Raw genomic sequence first — 19,217 nt, 5'->3', positions numbered from 1 at the left:
TTTATTCCGCATAACATTTAACAAATAACATTTAACTTTTTACAAGAAAATGACAACTAATAAATCCACATCATTGTTTGAAAGCAAACAGGTAAAAGAAGCTTTATTGCAGTCTTTCGTGAAGCTGAATCCAAAAATGATGATTAAAAATCCGGTAATGTTTACCGTAGAAATTGGAACTGTAATTATGTTTGCCGTTTGCGTTTCGATCTTAATGGGCGCAACCGATCAAGGCAGTTTTATTTACAATTTAATTGTTTTCCTAATTTTATTTGTAACGCTTTTGTTTGCCAATTTCGCCGAAGCTATTGCCGAAGCCCGAGGAAAAACACAAGCCGACAGTTTAAGAAAAACCCGTGAAGAAACTCCTGCAAGACAGATTTTACCAAATGGAGAAATCAGAAACATCAGTTCTTCTCAATTAAAAAAAGACGATATTTTCATTTGTGAAGCGGGCGATTTAATTGCAGCTGACGGAGAAATTATAGAAGGTTTGGCTACAATCGATGAAAGTGCGATTACAGGAGAAAGTGCTCCTGTAATTCGAGAAGCAGGCGGAGACAAATCTTCTGTAACAGGAGGAACAAAAGTATTGTCTGATAAAATCAAAGTAAAAGTAACTTCAGAACCTGGAGAAAGCTTTTTGGATAAAATGATTGCTTTGGTTGAAGGTGCAAGCCGTCAGAAAACGCCAAACGAAATTGCCTTGACTATTTTGTTAGCCGCTTTTACTTTAATCTTCGTAATTGTCTGCGTTACCTTAAAACCTTTTGCCGATTATGCAAATGCTCCTATTACTATTGCTGCTTTTATTGCGTTGTTCGTTTGTTTGATTCCTACGACAATTGGAGGACTTCTTTCTGCGATTGGAATTGCGGGAATGGACAGAGCTCTACGTGCCAACGTGATTACAAAATCAGGAAAAGCGGTTGAAACTGCTGGAGATATTGACGTTTTGCTTTTGGATAAAACAGGAACAATAACCATTGGAAACAGAAAAGCAACTAACTTCTATCCAACAAAAGGCATTTCTTTTGAAGATTTCGTTAAATCTGCTGTCTTGAGTTCACTTGCTGACGATACGCCAGAAGGAAAAAGTATTTTGGAGCTTGGTAAAATGTTAGATGAAAACAGTAAAATGCAGTCAGACATTTCACTTCTCACAGACAACATTTCACACACCATAAAATTTACTGCTGAAACCAGAACTTCGGGTGTTGTTTTAAAAGACGGAACAAATATTCGAAAAGGTGCACAGGACGCTGCTAAAAAAATCGCTGAACAAGCTGGAAATGTTTTTCCTAAAGATACTTTGCAACAGGTTATCACAATCTCTTCTAATGGAGGAACGCCTTTGGTAGTTATCAAAAACAACGAAATTCAAGGTGTTATCGAATTACAGGATATCATTAAAACTGGAATGAAAGAACGTTTTGAGCGCTTACGCAGAATGGGAATCAAAACAGTTATGGTTACAGGTGATAATCCACTGACAGCTAAGTTTATTGCAGAAAAAGCCGGAGTTGATGATTTTATTGCTGAAGCTAAGCCTGAAGATAAAATGAACTACATTCGAAAAGAACAGGCTGAAGGTCGTCTCGTTGCCATGATGGGAGACGGAACAAATGATGCTCCTGCCCTTGCACAAGCCAACGTAGGTGTTGCCATGAACAGCGGAACACAAGCTGCTAAAGAAGCTGGAAATATGGTCGATCTTGACAATGACCCAACAAAACTTATCGAGATTGTCGAAATTGGAAAACAGCTTTTAATGACTCGCGGAACTTTAACCACTTTTTCTATTGCGAATGACGTTGCCAAATATTTTGCGATTGTTCCTGCACTTTTCATTACTGCTATCCCTGCTTTGCAAGGTTTGAACATTATGCACTTGCACAGTCCTGAAAGCGCGATTTTATCGGCTGTAATTTTCAATGCGATTATTATTCCGATCTTGATTCCGCTGGCTTTGAGAGGTGTTGAATATCGTCCGATTGGAGCGAGCGCGATTCTAAAACGTAATCTTTTGATTTATGGCTTAGGCGGTTTGATTGTTCCTTTCATCGGGATTAAGTTAATTGACGTGATTGTTGCACTATTCATGTAAAATTAAACCTGACAGGTTTACAAAACTCAAATAAAAACATCGGTTCTGAACTGTTAAGTTCTGAGAAGAAAAACTTAGAATCTTAGCAACTTAGTCCCTTAGAATCTTAAAAGAAATGAAAACAATATTTTCAATCCTAAAACTTACTGCGGTTACTTTAATCTTATTCGCAGTTATTTATCCTCTTGCGATTTACGGAATCGCACAAATTGCTCCTAATCAAGGAAAAGGAGAAACACTTTCTGTTAACGGAAAAATCGTTGGTTATCAAAAAATCGGACAAAAGTTTGATAAATCGAATTATTTCTGGGGAAGACCTTCAGCAGTTGATTACAATGCTGCAGGAAGTGCCGGAAGCAATAAAGGTCCGAGCAATGCTGAATATTTAGCTTTGGTTCAAAAGAGAATCGATACTTTTCTTGTCGTGCATCCTTACTTGAAAAAAATTGAAATTCCAGCTGATATGGTTACCGCTTCAGGAAGTGGTTTAGATCCGAATATTTCTCCGCAAGGTGCTTTAGTTCAGGTGAAACGTGTAGCGAAAGAAAGAAATTTAGCTGAAGCTAAAGTGAAAGCTTTGGTGGAATCTAAAATTAATACAGCTATTGTTGGACCTGAAACGGTGAATGTTTTGGAGTTGAATATGGCGCTTGATGCGTTGCGTTAAAAGATGCTAAGGTTCTAAGTTGCTAAGTTCCTAAGTTTTTTCTCCTGCAAGGTTTTTAAAACCTTGTAGGTGTGATTCTATTTTAGAAGCTGTAACTATCCAGTTTGTCATCCCGAGGAACGAGGGATCTCCGCAAGTAACTCGCCAAAGTATTGTCGATTTTCTGTGTGGAAATTCTAGTGCGATTTCTCCTTCGTCGAAATGACAAACAAAACGTAAAAACTAAACTTAATAATACTTACAAGGTTTTGAAAACCTTGCAGGAAATGATACGCCTTTTTACCCCAAATTCCCTAGCCCCGATAGTAGTGGAAATCCTTTTTCTGGCTTCTTTAGCCAGGAAAAGATTGAAACGGATAGCGGGAAATAGCTCCTAAAAAATCTACTAAATAAATAACTAAAGAGGATGAGATTGCTTCGTCCCTCGCAATGACAATTAACAATGAAAAAAATAATACTTACTGCTTTGATCGCTTTTGGTTTTAGCAATTTACATGCACAAGAAGAATCTAAAAGTCCATTTACGTTTTCGGGATATGTAGACGTTTATTATAGTTATGATTTCGGAAAACCGGAAAATCATACACGGCCAAACTTTTTTTACAATTATAACCGAAGCAATGAAATGAACCTGAATTTGGGTATGGCGAAAGTGAATTATTCGAAAGAGAATATTCGTGGAAATTTTGCCCTAATGGCTGGAACTTATGCACAATACAATATGTCTGCAGAACAAAATTTACTGCAAAATGTTTATGAAGCAAATGTCGGTGTGAAGATTTCACAAAAACATGATTTGTGGATTGATGCGGGAATTATGCCTTCACATATTGGTTTTGAAAGTGCAATTGGAAAAGATTGTGCCAATTTAACCCGAAGCATTCTGGCCGAGAATTCGCCTTATTATGAAACGGGTGTAAAAATTGGTTACACTTCTGATTATGGAAAATGGTATTTTGCTGCGATGTATTTAAACGGTTGGCAGAGAATTCAGAAAATCGACGGAAATCAAACTCCGGCTTTTGGAACGCAGGTTACGTACAAACCTACTGATAAAGTAGTTTTGAATTGGAGTACGTATGTTGGAAACGAACAGCCTGATATTGACAAAAAATGGCGTTACTTCAACAACTTTTATGGACAATTTAAAGTAACCGAAAAAACAAATCTAACAGCTGGTTTTGATATTGGTTCACAGCAATCGGCTAAAAACAGTAACAAATACAATACGTGGTTTTCGCCTGTTTTGGTTCTGCAATACAAACCAACAGATAAAATTCAGCTTGCAGCACGAGGAGAATATTACAGTGACGAAAAAGGTGTAATTATCGCGACAGAAACGCCAAACGGATTTAAGACCTACGGATTTTCAGCTAACTTTGATTACTTAATTACTGATAATGTTATGTTTAGAATTGAAGCGAGAAATCTGTCTAGCAAAGATGAAATTTTTACCAAAAACAATCTGCCAACAGATACGAATACTTTTGTAACGACTGCATTGGCGATTAGTTTCTAGAATAGTTTTTTGCCACAGATTAAAGGGATTATTTTTGCCACGAATTACACCAATTTCCGCGAATTATATTTTGATTAATTTTAAAATAAAAATTTGTGCTAATTCGTGAAATTCGTGGCAAATACCTAGACAAAGTGATTTAAAAATCATTTTAATCTGTATAATCTGTGGCTTAAAAAAAACTTAGTGTCTTAGCGCCTTCGTGGCAAAAAAAACCTAAAAATGGAAAACGAAAATAACGCACAGCATTTTCTGGATTTGATTCAGAAATCCCGAAAAGGAAAATTCAAAATCTACATTGGAATGAGCGCTGGTGTGGGCAAAACTTTCCGTATGCTTCAGGAAGCGCATTCGTTATTGAAAAACGGAATCGATGTAAAAATTGGCTACATCGAAACGCATATGCGGAAGGAAACGCATGAGTTATTGTCTGGCCTGCCGATTATTCCTCGACGGACTATTTTTTACAAAGGAAAAGAACTCGAAGAACTCGACGTTCAAGCCATCATCAACCTTAGACCAGAAGTGGTTATCGTTGATGAATTGGCACATACAAATGTGGAAGGAAGCAAAAACGAAAAACGCTGGCAAGATGTTCTGGAGATTCTAGAAGCTGGAATTAATGTTATTTCGGCTGTCAATATTCAGCATATTGAGAGTTTAAACTCAGCTGTAAAACGAATTACAAATATTGACGTTCAGGAAAGAATTCCGGATAATGTTCTGCGTCTGGCTGATGAAGTGGTGAATATCGATTTGACTTCAGAAGATTTGATTGCTCGTTTAAAGGAAGGTAAAATTTATACGGCAGATAAGATTCAGATGGCTTTGCAGAACTTTTTCAAATCGGAACAAATTCTGCAGTTGCGTGAATTGGCTTTGAAAGAAGTGGCGAGTCAGGTTGTTCGAAAAGTAGAAAATGAAGTTCCGAATCTGCATGCTTTACGTCATGAAAAATTGTTGGCTTGTATCAGCAGTAATGAAAAAACAGCTAAAATCGTAATTAGAAAAGCAGCGCGTTTGGCAAGTTATTATAACGGAATTTGGTATGTTTTGTATGTCGAAACTCCGCAGGAAAGCAGTACGAGAATTGCACTTGACAAACAAAGACATTTAATTAATAACTTTAAACTCGCCGTGCAATTAGGAGCTGAAGTTATTAAGTTAGAAAATTCGAATATTGCGAATGCGATTTTGACAACCGTTGAGGAAAAACAAATTACAACTGTCTGTATCGGGAAACCGCATTTGAATTTATTTAAAGTAATTTTGTCTACAACAATTTTCAGGCGTCTGCTAAATAAATTGTCGTTATCAAACGTCGACCTTGTAATCTTGTCATGAAAAATATTAAACCATATAAGTAATATAAGTTCATTTAAATTATAGGACGTGAAGTTTAACCGCAAAGGCGCTAAGATTTCGCAAAGCACGCAAAGATTAAATTAAAATACTTTGCGCCCTTGCGACTTTGCGAGCAAAAAACTCTAGCGAACTTCGCGTAAAACTTTTGCGCCATTGCGGTAAAAAAGCTTCTAATATTTTCTTATATCACTTATATGGTTCAAAAATTGTTTTATAAAATGAGAATTAAAACCAAATTGAATCTGGGTGTTGGATTGTTATTTTTAATGATCATCATTCTCTCGTTAGTGAGTGCTTATTCTGTTTTTTTGATTAAGCAGGACACGGAGAATATTCTGAAATCGAATTACAATACACTGGAATATTCGCGAAATATGATTTTTGCTTTGGACGGAATGAAATCAGATTCAAAAAAAACGATTCAGAATTTTGAGGAAAATCTCGAAAAGCAAACCCTTAATATTACGGAGCCTGGTGAAAAACAAGCAACAGAAAAACTCATGGCTAGTTTCGCTCTTTTAGAAAAAAATAATGCTGATGAAACTGTAAAAGCGCAAATTCGTCAGGATATTTTTGCGATTATGAAGTTGAATCTCGACGCCATAAAACAGAAAAGTGATATTGCCAAACAATCGGCTGAAACGGCTAATTTGTCGATTGCTATTGTGGGCACTTTGTGTTTTTTGATTGCTTTTAATTTACTGGTTAATCTGCCCAATAATATTGCGAATCCGATTAAGGAATTGACGTTGAGTATTAAGGAAATTGCTAATAAAAATTATTCCGAGCGTGTTCATTTTACGAGCCACAGCGAATTTGGAGATCTTGCCAAGTCGTTTAATACCATGGCACAAAAACTGGAAGAATACCACGACAGCAATGTCTACAAACTTCTTTTTGAGAAAAAACGATTGGAAACGCTTATCAATAATATGAACGATCCTATTATTGGTTTGGATAACGAAGGAGTTGTTTTGTTTGTGAATGATGAAGCACTGAAAATTATTGGTTTGAAATCGGAAGATATTATTGGGAAACCTGCTTCTGAAATAGCTCTTTCGAATGATTTAATCCGTTCTTTAATTCTGAAAGAAAATGAAACGCCGAAAAAACAGCCTCTCAAAATTTTTGCTCACGGAAAAGAAAGTTATTTCGAAAAGGAAATTCATAATATTACGATAACACCAACTGGTGAAGAAAAAGAAATCAATATTGGCGATGTGATTATTCTTCGAAATATTACACTTTTTAAAGAATTAGATTTTGCAAAAACCAATTTTATTGCAACCGTTTCACACGAATTAAAAACACCGATTGCCTCTATAAAATTAAGCCTTCAATTGCTTGAAAATGCTAAAACGGGCGATATGAATGACGACCAAAAACAATTGGTAGAAAGTATTAAAGATGATAGCCAACGTTTATTGAAAATTACGGGGGAATTATTGAATTTATCGCAATTGGAAACAGGAAATATTCAGCTGAATATTGGCAAAAGCAATCCGCATGAAATTGTACAATATGCCGTTGAAGCTGTAAAAGTTCAGGCTGATCAAAAACAGATTCAGTTAATTGTTGATGCTAATGAAAACCTCAAAAACGTAAAAGCCGATGCCGAAAAAACAGGCTGGGTTTTGATTAATTATTTATCGAATGCTATCCGATATTCATCTGAAAAAAGTACGATTCTCATTAAATTAAAAGAAGAAAACAATCAGATGGTTTTTCAGGTTATTGACACCGGAAAAGGAATTGAGCCGAGATACAAAGACAAAGTTTTTGATAAATATTTCCAGATTCCGGGAAGCCAAAAATCGGGAACGGGATTGGGTTTAGCTATTAGTAAAGAATTTATTGAAGCGCAGAACGGAAGTGTTGGTGTAGAAAGTAATTTGGGATTGGGAAGTACTTTTTGGTTTACGTTGAAAGTATGAATTATTTAACATGATTTTGAAAATAAATCTTTAATTTTGAGTATTAAAAGAATTTACTATGGATATGACAGCGCAAATAAAAGAAAATTTGATCTCAAGAATTAGAGATTCTAAAGACATGAATTTTTTAAAAGCTCTTCAAACTATTTTTGATTCTTCAGAGCAGTCTTTATATGAGTTAAATTCTGAGCAACAATCTTCTATTGAAACAAGCCGAAGTCAAATCCAAAAAGGTGATTTTCACAAAAACGAAGATGTAATTTCAGAAATGAAAGAATGGTTAAAAAAGAAATAGTTTGGTCCGATCTTGCTAAACTTGAGCTTTCAAATGTTCTGGAATTTTATGTTCTCAGAAATGGAAATTCAGATTATAGTTTAAAAATTCTTGAAGAAATTGAAGATCTTTTAGAAACCCTTACTAATAACGAATTAATTGGAAGACTTACTTCGAATAAAATTACTCGAGTTATTCCAATGAAAGTTTATTTGATTTTCTATGAAATCAATAGTGATCGAATAGAAATTGTATCTTTTTGGGATAATCGCCAAAGTTTGGAAAAGAGAAAAGTAAAATAAGAATCTCCAAATTAATATTCGCTTAAGGTTCAATTAAGTACAAAATACTCCATCCGAACATTCGTTACTATTGCAAAATATAACGACTATAACAATGTTTCACAAAACGATTTCCCTAGTATGTTTATTCGGATTTTTTTCTGCGAATGCACAACAAAATGATTCGATTGCAAAAATTGACAGTACCTCTAATCATTTAAAATTCAATTACAAACAATTAATTATTCCGTCGGTGTTGATTGGCTACGGTGTAGTTGGCTTAGAAAGTCATCAGATTTTGAATTTTAATTCACAAATCAGAGCTGAAGTTACTGAAGATATCGACGAGAAAATCACAATTGACGATTTCTCTCAATACGCGCCCGCCGCGTCTGTTTACGCCCTGAATGCTTTTGGTGTAGAAGGAAAACATAATATGCGTGATCGTACGGTCATACTTGTGACTTCGTATGCTATTATGGCGTCAACGGTTTTGACTTTAAAATCGGTTTCACATGTAGAAAGGCCTGATGGAAGTTCAAACAACTCCTTCCCTTCCGGTCATACTGCAACTGCATTTATGGGAGCTGAGTTTTTATACCAAGAATACAAAGACAAATCCATTTGGTACGGAATTGCAGGTTACGCCGTTGCAACAGGAACTGGACTTTTCAGAATTTACAACAACCGTCATTGGCTGACTGATGTCGCGGCCGGGGCCGGAATCGGGATTTTGAGTACTAAAATCGCGTATTGGATTAATCCGTATATCACTAAAAAACTGTTTAAATCATCCGCAGAAAACAAATCGACTTCTATGATAATGCCTTTTTATAATGGCCAACAATATGGGTTGGGATTTGCAAAAGTTTTTTAAGTTTTTTTTTTGCCACAGATTAAAAGGATTATAAAGATTTTTTATGACTTTGTCTATATTTTTTTTCCGCCACGAATTGACGAATTTTAGTTTAAAATAATTCGTGACTTGAGCGACAGTTAACAGACGAAACAATTCGTGGTAGAAAAAAAATCCTTTTAATCTGTTTAATCTGTGGCAAAATTATAGATTCATTTCCATAATCGGCATGAATCTATTTTTTATGGAAGTTTCAAATTCGCCGATTTTTGTGAATCCGATTTTCTGGTAAAATTGTTCGGCATTGGGTTCTGAATCTAAAATGATTTTTTGGCATTTTTCATTTCGCATTCTTTCCAAAAAATCATTCATTAAATAGAAACCCAATCCTTTTCCTATATATTCAGGCAGAACAAATAGGTTATCCAATTTTACTTGATTGTTTTCTAGTTTGAAATAAGAATAATAACCAACAATCTGATTTTCATCAACCAAATTAAAAACAGGATTTTGCTCAATATAATCTGTTGTAATGGTTAGATTATTGCTCCATTTCTCCAATTGCTCTTCAGAATATCCCCAATACGCTTTTGACTTTTTGGTGATTTCCGTTAAGCGGATATGATCTTCGGTTTTAGCTTTTTGGGTGTTCATTGTTATAAATAAAATCTCGGTTTAAAAGAGCCATCGGCTCGGCAAATATTGCAGGGCTGGATTTCAATCCAGTCAAATATACAACGCCGTAGGCACAATTCCATATTGCTTCATAAAAAAACCGGATTAAAATCCGGCCCTACAATATGAATCTTCCCTCTGGGACTTTAAAACCAGAATTGATTATTTTTTTCATAAAAAATTGATTTTGATTTTGAAATGTCATTGGCATTTTACGTATTCGAAGTATTATTCTTAATCTCTCGAACTTCTCTTTTCAATTCTAAAAGCAAATCTTTCATTGCTCCAGTTTCTGTTGTTTCTTGTTTTTTATCTGATCGTCCAATGTTGCATTCGTATTCCCAAATCTCCAAAATATCAGAAGCTTTCACTTCGTAATTCGGATAAAAACTGTTATCGGATTCTAAAACCAAAGAATTCTTTTTGTTTTTGTTCAAACGTTTATAAACCATTCCTTCATTCTTAGTAATCAGGATATATGTTTTACCATCCATCACCTCTCCCAGCTTTTCTACATAACGGCCAATAATAATAGAACCATCTTCGTGTGGGGGCATCGAATCGCCTTCAACGGGAAATCCGCGGTGTTTTCCAGGACCCAAAAACGGAAGTGTAATCTGCTGTAAACTTTCAATATATTCTGGATCAGCATATCCGTTTAGATACCCTGCTTTTGCTTTTTGAGATACGATTTCAATAAAATTTTCTCCAAAACTATCCACTTGAATGGGTAAAATAAGTCGATTGCCTTCTAATTTTATCAAATTTTGCACGTCAATTTTGCGAATATCGACCGATAATATCAAGTCAATACTCATATGAAAATATAGTGCAATCTTCTTTAGAATATCATACGGTGCTTCCGAAGTTCCATCTTCGTATTTCACGTATCTACCTCTGGTAATGCTAAGGTTTTCGGCTAATTTCTCCTGTGATATTTTATGCTTAACCCTTAACGCTCTGATGTTGTCTGAAAATAAGGACATAATGAATTTGTTATAATTTGGAACAGCAAATATACACAAAATGTTCTAATCTGTACTAATTTTGTTTCATACAAAAACAAAAGGAAAATGGCACGGGCAATTGTACATATGGATTTGGATACCTTTTTTGTATCCTGCGAACGACTCACTAATTCTGAACTTAACGGAATTCCGCTTATTGTAGGCGGGGGCGAACGTGGTGTTGTTGCTTCCTGTTCTTATGAAGCTCGTAAATTCGGAGTACGTTCTGCAATGCCTATTGCAATGGCGATGAAACTTTGTCCCGATGCAAAAATTATCAAAGGCGACATGGAATTGTATTCAAAAATGTCTCATGATGTGACCGAAATTCTTCAAGAAAAAGCGCCTGTTTTAGAAAAAGCAAGTGTCGACGAATTTTACCTTGATATCACGGGAATGGACCGTTTTCACGGAAGTTATAAATGGACGGATGAATTGGCTCAAAAAGTAATTAAAGAAACCGGATTACCAATTAGTTTTTCATTGTCTATTAATAAAACCGTTTCTAAAATCGCTACAGGCGAAGGCAAACCAGTAGGAAATTTGGAAATTCCAGAACATAAAGTACAGACTTTTTTGAATCCGCTTTCGATTCAGAAAATACCAATGGTCGGAACCGTAACATTTCAGCTTTTGTCCCGAATTGGTGTTCGTAAAATTCAGACTTTAGCAGAAATGCCTGCCGAGGTTTTACAGCAAATGATTGGTAAAAATGGTTTGGATATTTGGAAAAAAGCCAACGGAATCGATCATACTCCTGTTGAACCTTATAGCGAAAGAAAATCCATTTCTACAGAACATACTTTTTCACAAGACACCATTGATATTGCAAAATTGAAGAGAGTGCTTTTGGGAATGGTCGAAAAACTGGCTTTTCAATTGCGTTCTGAACAATGGCTGACTTCTACTGTTACGGTCAAAATTCGTTACGCCAATTTTGATACCGAAACCAAACAATGCCGAGTTGCTTATACTTCAGCCGATCATATTTTGACTAAAAATGTAATGGAACTTTTTGAGAAAGTGTATCAGCGTCGTATGCGTTTGCGTTTGATTGGTGTTCGCTTTAGCGGATTGGTGCGCGGAACCTATCAAATTGATCTTTTTGAAGATACTCAGGAAATGCTCGCACTTTATGCCGCTATGGACAAAATGAAAAGCCGATACGGTTTTGATGCCGTAATGCGTTGTGCTGGTGCTCATTTTAAACCCAATACTAAAGACGAAATTTTAAAACGAAAAAACGAAAACCCTAAACCTTAATATGTATCTAAACTGTCATTCCTATCATTCTCTGCGTTACGGCACAATTCCGCTTGATAAACTTATCGAGCAGGGAATTTCTTGTGGCTTAAAAGCAATGGCTTTGACAGATATTAATACGGTAACAGGAATTTATGATTTTATAAGAGATTGCGAAAAAAAAGGAATCAAGCCTTTGGTTGGAATGGAATTTCGCTGTAATCATGAATTCAGATATATTGGTTTGGCTAAAAATGCAGAAGGATTAGCTGAAATGAATCGTTTTTTAACGGATCATAATTTCAGCGGAGAAACTTTGCCTTTGCGAGCCCCCGAATTTAAATCGGCTTTTGTGATTTATACTTTAGAAAATGCTCCTGAAACACTATATGAAAATGAATTTATCGGAGTTCGTCCTGAAGAAGTTACTGGTCTTCTGACTTCAAGACATAAAAATAAAATCGCTAAAATGTTAGTTTTACAGCCCGTGACTTTTAGCTGTAAAAGAGAATACAATCTGCATAAAGTACTTCGAGCAATTGATACGAACATCATTCTGTCAAAATTGACTGAAGCAGATTATTGTAAAACTTCTGATTTCATGAAGCCTTTAGAAGCTCTTTTGCCTTTCTACGAAAAATATCCTGAAATCGTCTTGAATACAGAACGTATTATTGACGAATGTAATTTTCAATATGATTTTTCAATTAAAAGAAACAAAAAATTCTTTACTGGAAGCCGTGAAAAAGACTTGAAAAAACTAACCGAATTAGCTGAAGAAGGCTTTGAATGGCGCTATGGAAAGGAAAACACCATTGCGAGAAAACGTGTAGAAAAAGAATTAAAAGTTATTGACGAACTAGAATTTAGCGGTTATTTTTTAATTACTTGGGACATTGTTCAATACAGCAACAGCCAAGGTTTTATGCATATTGGTCGCGGAAGCGGTGCCAACAGTATCATCGCATATTGCCTCGGAATTACAGATATCTGTCCAATCGAACTTGATTTGTATTTTGAACGTTTTTTAAATCTGAACCGAAAAAGTCCACCCGATTTTGACATTGACTGGAGCTGGCAGGAACGCAATGTAATTTTAGAATATATCTTCAGAAAATATGGAAAAGATCATGTCGCTTTCTGCGGAACGAATGTCGAATTTAAATACCGATCTATTTACAGAGAAGTCGGCAAAGTTTTTGGTCTTCCGAAAGAAGAATTGGATGTATTGGCAAAAAATCCAGAAGAACTTCATCCTACCAATAAAATTGTAAAATTGGTTCAAGAATATGGTTTTATGATGCAGAAATATCCAAACCAGCGCAGTATGCACGCCTGTGGAATCATTATTTCTGAAGAACCAATTACCAATTACACGCCACTAGAAATGCCTCCAAAAGGTTTTCCAATCGTGCTTTTTGATATGCATATTGCTGAAGAAATTGGGTTTGACAAATTTGATATTTTAAGCCAGCGCGGTATCGGACATATTGACGACAGCGTAAAACTGATTGAAAAAAATAGAGGCATAAAAGTTGACATTCGAAATACTTCGATTTCGAAGGATGAAGCCGTTTGCAATTCTCATTTGGCAAAAGGAGATACAATTGGCTGTTTTTATATCGAAAGTCCTGCCATGCGCGGATTGTTACGAAGATTGAACTGTGACAATTATAAAATTCTCGTTGCTGCTTCGTCTATTATTCGTCCTGGAGTGGCACAATCCGGAATGATGAAAGAATATATTTTTCGTCATAATAATCCGAATCACTTTGAATATTTTCATGACGTTTTTAGAGAACATCTTGGCGAAACCTACGGCATTATGGTATATCAGGAAGATGTGATTAAAATTGCCCAGCATTACGGCGGACTTCCCGCTCCTGATGGCGATATTCTGCGTCGTGCGATGTCTGGAAAAGGGCGTTCTCTAGAAGCTTTACAAAAAGTGAAAGATAATTTCTTTGCAAGTTGTGCTCAAAAAGGACATCCTGAGGCTTTGAGTCAGGAAATTTACCGTCAGATCGAATCTTTCGCTGGATATTCTTTCTGCAAAGCGCACTCGGCTTCTTATGCGGTGGAGAGTTATCAGAGTTTGTATTTGAAAGTGAATTATCCAGTCGAATTTATGACGGCGGTAATCAACAATCAAGGCGGGTTTTACAGAACGGAGGTTTATGTACACGAAGCGCGAATGTCGGGCGGAACCGTTCATAATCCGTGTGTGAATAAAAGCGAATATCAAACGACTTTGTACGGAACTGATATTTATTTAGGTTTTATGCATCTGCAAAGTTTAGAATCTAAAATTGCACATTTAATCGAATCGGAAAGAATAGAAAATGGCGAATATCTTTCTTTAGAGGATTTCATCAATCGTATTCCAATTGGAATTGAAGGCGTTAAAATCCTGATTTTTATTGGCGCTTTTCGTTTTACAGGAAAAACAAAAAATCAACTTTTGGTGGTGGCGAGTTTGCTTTTGAACAATTACAAACCTGAAAATCGGAATTTGAAATTGCTTCAAGAACCTGCGAAAGAATTTAAATTGCCTGTTTTGGAACGCTCGATTTTTGAAGATGCTTTTGACGAAATCGAATTACTGAGTTTCCCCATTTCATGTACGGTTTTCGATCTTTTACAAACCAAACATAGAGGCGATATTATGGCAAAAGATTTGGTAAAATATCATAAAAAGCAAGTTCGAATGCTGGCTTATTTAATTTCCAGAAAACACGTTCCGACCAAAAAAGGCGCAATGTATTTTGGAACTTGGATCGATCACGAAGGCACTTATTTTGATACAGCGCACTTTCCTGATAGTTTAGCACAACATCCTTTTCAAGGCGGAGGCTGTTATCTTTTGTTAGGAAATGTCGAGGTCGACTATCATTTTCCAACGATTACGATTCTCAAAATGGCGAAAATGCCTTTTATTCCAGATCCGAGATATATGGATGCTAAGGATCAATACCAAACACAGCGCCAGATTAAAGAAGATGTTAGTATGACACATCGGGCGCCATATCCGCAAGGACATGAAATTAATCTTCCGAGACATCGAATGAAGTTTAATTCTTAAGCGACGAAAAAAATTGCTCGCAAAGACGCGAAGACGCAAAGTTTTTCTTTTTAAGTTTTTTTAAATAAAACTTTGCGACTCTGTGACTTTTCGAGATTAAACAACAGAAATAGAACACTTTACGTTATATACAAATGAAGAAGCAAGAATATGCCATAGTCGATATTGAAACCACAGGCGGTAATGCCAGTGGAAGCCGTATTACAGAAATTGCCATTATTATACATGACGGTAAAAATGTCTTGGATCGTTATGAAACACTTGTAAATCCAGAACAGGATATTCCTCCTTCTATTTTTGGATTAACGGGAATTAATAACGAAATGGTGGCTAATGCTCCTATTTTCGATGACATTTCAGAGAAGGTTTTGGAAATGCTAACGGATCGTATTTTCGTGGCGCATAATGTCAACTTTGACTATTCATTTATTCATCATCAACTGGAACAAGCGGGTTTTAAATGGTCGGCAAAAAAACTTTGTACGGTTCGTGCAGCTCGAAAAATCAAACCTGGATTGGGTTCTTATAGTTTGGGCAATCTTTGCAATTCTTTAAATATATCTTTAGAAAATCGACACCGCGCCGGCGGAGATGCTGATGCTACTGCCCTATTATTTTCACTTTTACTCGAATGGGACGATGCCGGAGAAATCGATAAAATGATCAAAAAAACAGCACCCGACCAGCGATTGCCTCCAAATCTTCCTCCTGATGATTTCAATAATTTACCAGCTAAACCGGGAATTTATTATTTCTATAATCAGCAGAAAAAAGTGATTTATGTTGGAAAAGCAATCAACTTAAAGAAACGGGTGACTTCACATTTTACGGGTAATAATATCAATCCGCAGAGGCAACATTTTTTAAGAGACATTCACGGCATTTCGTTTGAAATCTGTGCTACCGAACTAATGGCGCTTCTTTTAGAATGCACTGAAATCAAGAAACTCTGGCCGACGTACAACCGAGCTTTAAAGCGTTTTGAAGCCAAATTTGGTATTTATCAATACGAGGCGCGAAACGGTTACAAATATCTGGCTGTCGGGAAATTAAGTAAATTTCAAGTCTGCATTCATGAATTCAATAACCAGCATACTGGGATTCATTTATTACGAAGTCTAGCGGAACAATTTCAAATCGACCATCGCTTTTGTAAATATTCAAGACCCGAAGAAGGCGAGTTTTTTTATACTCCTGAAGTAAAAGAATTACCAGATCCTTTTCTTCATAATGAACAAGTGGATAATGCTATTGATTTTTTATTGCATAACCGACCAAGTTTTGCCATTATAGATAAAGGAAGATCTTCAGATGAACGAAGCTGTATCTGGATTGAAAACGGCCGTTTTCATGGAATGGGATATATTCCGAGAGATGTTGCGATCAACGATCCTGATGAAGTGAAAAGTTACGTGACGCAGTATAAAAGCAATCAATACATTGAGCAGCTAATTTTTGCTTACGCAGAAAAAAATCCCCGTAAAGTGTTCTTTAGCAAGCACTTTATCGAATAAAATTCTGAAAAAGTCGTAAATTTAAGATTAGAACTAATTGAAAATCTACTATGAAAATAGCCACTTATAACGTGAACGGAGTCAACGGAAGATTAAATGTTTTATTACGCTGGCTAGAAGAAGCGACACCAGATATTGTATGCTTGCAGGAATTAAAAGCACCTCAGGATAAATTTCCGCTTAAAGCTATTAACGATGCAGGTTACAACGCCATTTGGCACGGACAAAAACAATGGAACGGTGTTGCTATTCTCGCTCGAAATATGGAAATAGAAGAGATTACACGTACACTTCCTGGTGATAAAGAAGATGTACAAAGCCGTTATATCGAAGCATTGATTAACGGAATCGTAATTGCCTGTCTTTATTTGCCAAACGGGAATCCTTATCCGGGGCCAAAATTTGAATACAAATTAAAATGGTTTGATCGTCTGGCACATCGGGCTGAAACCTTATTGAACTTAAAAGTTCCTGTAATTCTAATTGGCGATTATAATGTGATGCCAACAGAATTAGATGTTTATAAACCTGAAAAATGGGTTAACGATGCACTTTTTAGAATTGAAGTTCGTGATGCATTTGCAACTATTGTGTCACAAGGATGGACCGATGCGATTCGGAAATTATATCCCGATGAAAAGATTTATACGTTTTGGGATTATTTCAGAAATGCTTACCAACGTGATGCCGGACTTCGAATCGATCACTTTTTACTGAGTCCGCAGATAGCGAAAAAATTAAAATCTGGCGCAGTAGATCGTCATGTCCGTGGCTGGGAGAAAACAAGCGATCACGCTCCCGTGTGGATTGAAATTGATACAAAATAAAGGAAACAATGACATTATTTAACGACACCGAATTATTTACCACAGGTTTGGGAGGAAAAAAAATATTTGACATTCCTGATTCTGAACTGATTCTAATCGACGATTTTTTTACTAAAGAAGAGTCTGATATTTTTTACGAGAGAATACTTCGCAAAACCAAATGGAGAGAGCATCAAATGGAAATTTACGATAAAACGTATACCGTTCCAAGAATGATTGCTTGGTACGAAGACAAAGACAATGTGGGAGCAGATCCAAAAGGTCCAGACTGGACGTATGAATTATTAAAAATCAGAGGTCGCGTGGAAAGAGAAACACAGCTCGATTTTAATACTGTATTGCTTAATTTATATAGAGACGGAAATGATGGCGTGGGCTGGCATAGTGACAAAGAACACAATACAGGACCCAATCCGATTATTGCTTCGGTTACTTTTGGAGAAACCCGAATGTTTAAACTTCGGCACAAATTCAGGAAAGATATTGATCCAATTGAGATTCCGTTGCATCATGGATCCTTTTTGTTGATGGCAGGAACAACCAATAGTTTTTGGCAACACCAAGTTCCGAAAACAGCTCGCGATGTTTTGCCTAGGATCAATCTTACCTTTAGAAGAACTAATCGAAATCTTTGATTTTTATACTATTGAATCATCAAAAAGAAGCGTTTTTTTTTGAAAACGACGTAAGATATTCCTTCATTAAAAAGTTAAAACATACACTGTATGAACGTTTTATTAGGCTAAACCTATCTTTTTTACTATTTTTGCAACCTTTTTTAAAATACAATACCGTAATGGCTTATTCGAACAATGATTTAGCGCGTTTTTTAGACGCACAAAACAAACTTTATCTTACCGCTCTTTCTGAAATCAGCAAAGGGAAAAAAGAAACACACTGGATGTGGTTCATTTTTCCGCAAATAAAAGGTTTAGGGAAAAGCGATACTGCAAATCTTTATGCCATTAATGATTTAAAAGAAGCTACAGATTATTTGGAACATCCAATTTTAGGAAAACATTTAATCGAGATTTCAGAGCTATTATTGACTTTTAAAATGAAATCAGCTGACGGAATTTTTGGTGACCTAGACGCTCGAAAATTACGTTCATGCATGACTTTATTCTCTTTGGTAGAAAATACAAGTCCAATATTTCAAGAAATTTTGGATGCTTTCTTTTCTGGAGAAACAGATCCCGTTACTTTGTCTATTATTAATTCAACTATAAAATCGGTTGACGAATCAGTTACCATATAACTGGAGCTTACAGCGATTATTTACATTTAAAAGACACTATAATTAGTGTCTTTTTTTTGTTTACAAACTATGCAGTTTTATAAATCCAAACATAAATCATTCATTTAAAAAGAATTAGCCTTAACTTGCATAATTAACCTCAAATCTAACCACATTATGACCGAAAAAATCAAAGCTTTACAGATTATCCATCTTGCTATTTGTATAGGAACAATTATCGCTTACTACATTATAGGAGACCTTTCGCTGGAAAAACTGAACATTCCTATTATTGACTCTTCTTCGATAGTTTATCTTGCCATTCCAGTTCTAGCCTTTGTTTTAAGCAGTATATTATTTAAAGTGCAATTAAAACAGATTAATCCGAAACTAAAACTAGAAGATAAGCTTCCTATTTATCAAGCGGCCTCCATTATGCGATGGGCGGTTTTGGAAGGCGCTGCTTTTATTATTTTGATCTTTAAACCTGATTTTATTCTATTCGGAATCTTACTGATCGTTTATCTTCTTTTTCTTAGACCAACAGAAGAAAAAATTACTGCTGACCTATCCGATCAGTAAATCGCGAAGACTCAAAAAAAAGCATCTTGAAAGATCAAGATGCTTTTT

The 19,217-nt window shown here is 35.8% G+C and carries 17 protein-coding genes; 15 read left to right on the top strand and 2 right to left on the bottom strand.

What is annotated here, in order from left to right; genetic code table 11:
- The first annotated feature begins 49 nt into the window (after nt 1–49).
- The 8 genes from kdpB to ABTV69_RS10005 all read left to right on the top strand — a co-directional run bounded on the left by kdpB (nt 50) and on the right by ABTV69_RS10005 (nt 9,024).
- Nucleotides 50–2,107, top strand: a complete 2,058-nt coding sequence (kdpB, locus tag ABTV69_RS10040; protein ID WP_433835945.1) for a potassium-transporting ATPase subunit KdpB — start codon at nt 50–52, stop codon at nt 2,105–2,107.
- 115 nt (nt 2,108–2,222) lie between these two features.
- On the top strand, nt 2,223–2,774 hold the full coding sequence (locus ABTV69_RS10035; RefSeq protein ID WP_433835943.1) for a K(+)-transporting ATPase subunit C: 552 nt from the start codon (nt 2,223–2,225) through the stop codon (nt 2,772–2,774).
- Between the two features lie 442 nt (nt 2,775–3,216).
- The gene (locus ABTV69_RS10030; protein ID WP_433835941.1) at nt 3,217–4,293 is read left to right on the top strand and encodes a porin; all 1,077 of its coding nucleotides are present in this window, start codon (nt 3,217–3,219) and stop codon (nt 4,291–4,293) included.
- A 222-nt stretch (nt 4,294–4,515) separates the two neighbouring features.
- On the top strand, nt 4,516–5,637 hold the full coding sequence (locus tag ABTV69_RS10025; RefSeq protein WP_433835939.1) for a sensor protein KdpD: 1,122 nt from the start codon (nt 4,516–4,518) through the stop codon (nt 5,635–5,637).
- A gap of 239 nt (nt 5,638–5,876) precedes the next feature.
- Nucleotides 5,877–7,592 carry an ATP-binding protein gene (locus ABTV69_RS10020; RefSeq protein WP_433835937.1) on the top strand — a complete coding sequence of 572 codons (1,716 nt, stop codon included), beginning with the start codon at nt 5,877–5,879 and terminating at the stop codon, nt 7,590–7,592.
- 58 nt (nt 7,593–7,650) lie between these two features.
- Nucleotides 7,651–7,887, top strand: coding sequence for a hypothetical protein (locus ABTV69_RS10015; protein WP_433835935.1), 237 nt, complete (start codon nt 7,651–7,653; stop codon nt 7,885–7,887).
- Nucleotides 7,869–8,168 (top strand): type II toxin-antitoxin system RelE/ParE family toxin, encoded by a 300-nt coding sequence (locus ABTV69_RS10010; protein ID WP_433835933.1) that lies wholly within the window; start codon nt 7,869–7,871, stop codon nt 8,166–8,168. The genes ABTV69_RS10015 and ABTV69_RS10010 overlap by 19 nt, the downstream gene beginning before the upstream one ends.
- A gap of 94 nt (nt 8,169–8,262) precedes the next feature.
- Nucleotides 8,263–9,024, top strand: a complete 762-nt coding sequence (locus ABTV69_RS10005) for a phosphatase PAP2 family protein (RefSeq protein WP_433835931.1) — start codon at nt 8,263–8,265, stop codon at nt 9,022–9,024.
- A gap of 183 nt (nt 9,025–9,207) precedes the next feature.
- Here ABTV69_RS10005 and ABTV69_RS10000 read toward each other — a convergent pair whose 3' ends face one another.
- Both ABTV69_RS10000 and ABTV69_RS09995 read right to left on the bottom strand, forming a co-directional pair.
- The gene (locus ABTV69_RS10000; protein ID WP_433835929.1) at nt 9,208–9,657 is read right to left on the bottom strand and encodes a GNAT family N-acetyltransferase; all 450 of its coding nucleotides are present in this window, start codon (nt 9,655–9,657) and stop codon (nt 9,208–9,210) included.
- Nucleotides 9,658–9,890: 233 nt separating this feature from the next.
- The gene (locus ABTV69_RS09995; protein WP_343589011.1) at nt 9,891–10,664 is read right to left on the bottom strand and encodes an XRE family transcriptional regulator; all 774 of its coding nucleotides are present in this window, start codon (nt 10,662–10,664) and stop codon (nt 9,891–9,893) included.
- An 87-nt stretch (nt 10,665–10,751) separates the two neighbouring features.
- Between ABTV69_RS09995 and dinB the strand changes: the two genes are divergently transcribed.
- From dinB to ABTV69_RS09960, 7 genes are all read left to right on the top strand, one after another.
- Nucleotides 10,752–11,948, top strand: a complete 1,197-nt coding sequence (gene dinB, locus ABTV69_RS09990; protein ID WP_433835926.1) for a DNA polymerase IV — start codon at nt 10,752–10,754, stop codon at nt 11,946–11,948.
- 1 nt (nt 11,949) lies between these two features.
- Nucleotides 11,950–15,009, top strand: a complete 3,060-nt coding sequence (locus ABTV69_RS09985; RefSeq protein WP_433835924.1) for a DNA polymerase III subunit alpha — start codon at nt 11,950–11,952, stop codon at nt 15,007–15,009.
- 134 nt (nt 15,010–15,143) lie between these two features.
- Nucleotides 15,144–16,523 carry an exonuclease domain-containing protein gene (locus tag ABTV69_RS09980; protein ID WP_433835922.1) on the top strand — a complete coding sequence of 460 codons (1,380 nt, stop codon included), beginning with the start codon at nt 15,144–15,146 and terminating at the stop codon, nt 16,521–16,523.
- A gap of 50 nt (nt 16,524–16,573) precedes the next feature.
- Nucleotides 16,574–17,350 carry an exodeoxyribonuclease III gene (xth, locus tag ABTV69_RS09975; RefSeq protein ID WP_433835920.1) on the top strand — a complete coding sequence of 259 codons (777 nt, stop codon included), beginning with the start codon at nt 16,574–16,576 and terminating at the stop codon, nt 17,348–17,350.
- Between the two features lie 8 nt (nt 17,351–17,358).
- Nucleotides 17,359–17,985: an alpha-ketoglutarate-dependent dioxygenase AlkB family protein gene (locus ABTV69_RS09970; RefSeq protein ID WP_433835918.1), complete on the top strand. Its 627-nt coding sequence runs from the start codon at nt 17,359–17,361 to the stop codon at nt 17,983–17,985.
- A gap of 161 nt (nt 17,986–18,146) precedes the next feature.
- Nucleotides 18,147–18,608, top strand: coding sequence for a DUF1810 domain-containing protein (locus tag ABTV69_RS09965; protein ID WP_433835916.1), 462 nt, complete (start codon nt 18,147–18,149; stop codon nt 18,606–18,608).
- 156 nt (nt 18,609–18,764) lie between these two features.
- Entirely contained in the window at nt 18,765–19,169 is a 405-nt protein-coding gene (locus ABTV69_RS09960; RefSeq protein WP_433835914.1) for an MFS transporter, read from the top strand.
- Nucleotides 19,170–19,217: the final 48 nt, after the last annotated feature.

Origin of the sequence: Flavobacterium anhuiense (genome assembly GCF_050990855.1) — a bacterium.
Taxonomy (GTDB): Bacteria; Bacteroidota; Bacteroidia; order Flavobacteriales; family Flavobacteriaceae; genus Flavobacterium; species Flavobacterium anhuiense_C.
Note: the sequence above shows the minus strand (reverse complement) of the source record. Positions and strands in the feature narration are given on the sequence as shown.

Bases quoted from the DNA above. Each gene is read 5' to 3' on its own strand.
- kdpB (WP_433835945.1), top strand. From the start codon at position 50: ATGACAACTAATAAATCCACATCATTGTTTGAAAGCAAACAGGTAAAA.
- ABTV69_RS10035 (WP_433835943.1), top strand. From the start codon at position 2,223: ATGAAAACAATATTTTCAATCCTAAAACTTACTGCGGTTACTTTAATC.
- ABTV69_RS10030 (WP_433835941.1), top strand. From the start codon at position 3,217: ATGAAAAAAATAATACTTACTGCTTTGATCGCTTTTGGTTTTAGCAAT.
- ABTV69_RS10025 (WP_433835939.1), top strand. From the start codon at position 4,516: ATGGAAAACGAAAATAACGCACAGCATTTTCTGGATTTGATTCAGAAA.
- ABTV69_RS10020 (WP_433835937.1), top strand. From the start codon at position 5,877: ATGAGAATTAAAACCAAATTGAATCTGGGTGTTGGATTGTTATTTTTA.
- ABTV69_RS10015 (WP_433835935.1), top strand. From the start codon at position 7,651: ATGGATATGACAGCGCAAATAAAAGAAAATTTGATCTCAAGAATTAGA.
- ABTV69_RS10010 (WP_433835933.1), top strand. From the start codon at position 7,869: ATGGTTAAAAAAGAAATAGTTTGGTCCGATCTTGCTAAACTTGAGCTT.
- ABTV69_RS10005 (WP_433835931.1), top strand. From the start codon at position 8,263: ATGTTTCACAAAACGATTTCCCTAGTATGTTTATTCGGATTTTTTTCT.
- ABTV69_RS10000 (WP_433835929.1), bottom strand. From the start codon at position 9,657: ATGAACACCCAAAAAGCTAAAACCGAAGATCATATCCGCTTAACGGAA.
- ABTV69_RS09995 (WP_343589011.1), bottom strand. From the start codon at position 10,664: ATGTCCTTATTTTCAGACAACATCAGAGCGTTAAGGGTTAAGCATAAA.
- dinB (WP_433835926.1), top strand. From the start codon at position 10,752: ATGGCACGGGCAATTGTACATATGGATTTGGATACCTTTTTTGTATCC.
- ABTV69_RS09985 (WP_433835924.1), top strand. From the start codon at position 11,950: ATGTATCTAAACTGTCATTCCTATCATTCTCTGCGTTACGGCACAATT.
- ABTV69_RS09980 (WP_433835922.1), top strand. From the start codon at position 15,144: ATGAAGAAGCAAGAATATGCCATAGTCGATATTGAAACCACAGGCGGT.
- xth (WP_433835920.1), top strand. From the start codon at position 16,574: ATGAAAATAGCCACTTATAACGTGAACGGAGTCAACGGAAGATTAAAT.
- ABTV69_RS09970 (WP_433835918.1), top strand. From the start codon at position 17,359: ATGACATTATTTAACGACACCGAATTATTTACCACAGGTTTGGGAGGA.
- ABTV69_RS09965 (WP_433835916.1), top strand. From the start codon at position 18,147: ATGGCTTATTCGAACAATGATTTAGCGCGTTTTTTAGACGCACAAAAC.
- ABTV69_RS09960 (WP_433835914.1), top strand. From the start codon at position 18,765: ATGACCGAAAAAATCAAAGCTTTACAGATTATCCATCTTGCTATTTGT.